General features: G+C 35.3%; 3 protein-coding genes. All 3 read left to right on the top strand.

Annotated features, from left to right (window positions below; all coding sequences use genetic code 4):
* On the top strand, window positions 1-1,723 hold a 1,723-nt coding region (locus tag D9R21_RS05665; protein ID WP_206609242.1), incomplete at its 5' end, for an adhesin.
* Between the two features lie 23 nt (window positions 1,724-1,746).
* Entirely contained in the window at window positions 1,747-1,935 is a 189-nt protein-coding gene (locus tag D9R21_RS05660; RefSeq protein WP_126821440.1) for a hypothetical protein, read from the top strand.
* Window positions 1,936-2,035: 100 nt separating this feature from the next.
* The coding region (locus D9R21_RS05655) for a hypothetical protein (protein ID WP_148108847.1) at window positions 2,036-2,506 on the top strand (471 nt) is incomplete at its 3' end.

The raw sequence follows: 2,506 nt of genomic DNA, 5'->3' as shown, positions 1-2,506 counted from the left end.
CTATGTTATAAGTGGGTCAGATGGATTTGCCTTTGTGTTGAAACAAGGATCAACAACGCCAATCAAAATCGATGGAATAAGTAGTGTTATTTCACTTGCTATTGATAGCAAAGATAAAGTTTATTTTGGTTCTGTATTTTATAATTTTAGTATTTTAAAAACTGCTTTGTCGTGGGTAAAACAACAAAGTCAGTTTGCATTGGTTGATAGTAGTAAAACAAAAACTTGGACTCGACCCGACTTGCTTAGTGTGGATGGGGAGGTCAACATTGATATTGCCAACCCAAATATTGATAAAGTTGTTTTTGATGGTGTCCAACAAGGACAAACAAATAAACACTGGACTATCAATGTGAAACCTGAAACTGCCCCACGAGATCATAATTTACAAGTAACTTTTACTTTGGATGGTAAACAATATACAAGTGAAATTATTGTCTCGATGCAGGCGAAAATTGCCCCGCCAGCACCAAGTGCTAAACAAAATCTAAGTGATTTAATTAAAACTACTGATTTAGGAAATATCATCGATAACAACGATGATACTATTTTCACTGCTGTTAATCAGAAAAATAGCAATGTCATTGATGATTTTTCGCAAATTACAATTAAGAAAAAAGATAATCACTCTGCAACTTTAACCGCGAAACTAGATAGTAAAAGTTATGCGGGTTCGGTTGATGTAACTTATAATGTTGTGCCAGCAACGGTAGTTGATTTAAAAATTGAATTAAAACCAACCGCCCCTGACGCAATCGTGGTGAAAGATTATCTCGGGCAAATTAATGATAGTAATATTACAAACCCAGTTAACACATTCTACTATGCAAATAGTGAAAGTCTTATCACAATGGTTAAATCAACCGAAAGCAGTGTCATAACTGGGGTGGTGTATGGTTGTGATGATCAATGAAATAAAATAACACAAACAAGTCCCATTGACCCAACAATCGGGATTAAACTTGATGGGTCGCAGTTAGCAACAAATGATGGTAAATATGTTGTTGAACTATCTGACAACCTAGGTCATACCAACAATGTTTATTTACAAATTGCAAAGGACAAAAAAATAGCAAACTATTTTGATACGGATAATGGTAAACAGTTTGAAATCTGAGTGAAAGCAAATGGATACGACAATATCCGTGGCTACGGTTCTAGTCAGTTAAATAAATTGTTTGCAGAAAGTAAAAATTGACAACAAATCGCTAGTGATAGTCAATTTGCGCGTTCTGTTGCTGATTGGTTTAAAACAAATGGTAAACTGTCATCCAAAGAACCGTTGACAAAAGAGCAGGTTGTTGAACAGTTAAAAACGCAAATTCCAATCAGTATCAAAATTCCTGCGGTAAATACCAGCAATTATGGTATAAACAAAGTTTCGTTTGTTTTAAACCAAAGTGAATTTAACCCAAATGACAAAGTAAAGATTACTGTTAAATACAACAATGCGCAATCAGAACAATTTTCTTTGCAAATCAAAGACAATAATGCACCTAATAAAAAAGGTGGGTTATCTGGTTTAGCAATTGTTGGAATAGTGCTTGGTTCGCTGGCGGGTCTTGCTCTGCTTGGGTGGTTGTTTAAACGGTTTGTGGTTGATACGTTTATTTTAGGACCAATTCGCGATAAAAAACAAAAAGCGTGAAGAATTAGAGAAGACAAAGCCTTAGTAGAAATGCAAGCCGAAGAAGAAACCGAAAAAGCAAAAAGAGGGAAATAAAAAGGCCAAAGGAGATGATAAATATGATGTTGTTATCGAACGCGGGGTCAAATAGTTTGCAAGAAATCGGTAATAAAATAATTTCCGTTGGAATGCCAATTTTAATGGGATTAGCAGTAACAATTGGGATTGTTATGGTCGCATATTATGGTGTATTGCTGGTAAATTTGCCAAAAACGCCGAACAACGAAGAGAAACAATTTCTCGCGTAACTTGGGTTGGGGTATGTTTGGGGATTGTGATTTTGGCCAGCGCTATTGTGTTGGGGCTAAAAGATGTTATTTTAGGAATTGCGTAAAGGAGTGATAAAAAATGGCGCAAAACAAAAAAGGGTTAAAAAACCCTTTCTGTGTTGGCGAGTCAGCCAAGATAAAGCCAACATCATTTAAAAACATAATAGCCATTGTCAATAATATGATTAAAAAAATGGCTATCTTTCTTATTATAGCATTTTTGCCGTTGATGTTAATAGCGGTGATTATCATTTTTATCATTGCTGCAATTATGACAATATTTACCCCCGATACTATCAATCATTTTACTAGTACACACGCTTCAGAAATGTTTATTCAGTATAGCCAAACGGCTGCTGATGGTGGCGGAGACGCACCCAGTTGGTTGCTGGGTAAAATTATGGAAGCAGTCTGTGCTATCTTATATATTATTTTTATAAAACCGTTGTTGTGACTTTTAAATAAATTCCAAGACATAATTTATTTTATGTCGGGTGGGAACTTGGCGAATCGTTTGTTGTTTGAAAATAATACTACTAGTGGTGTACCA

The sequence above is a fragment of the Spiroplasma endosymbiont of Megaselia nigra genome (assembly GCF_003987485.1).
Classification (GTDB): Bacteria; Bacillota_I; Bacilli_A; order Mycoplasmatales; family Mycoplasmataceae; genus Spiroplasma.
This window is presented reverse-complemented; position numbering and strand designations above follow the sequence as displayed.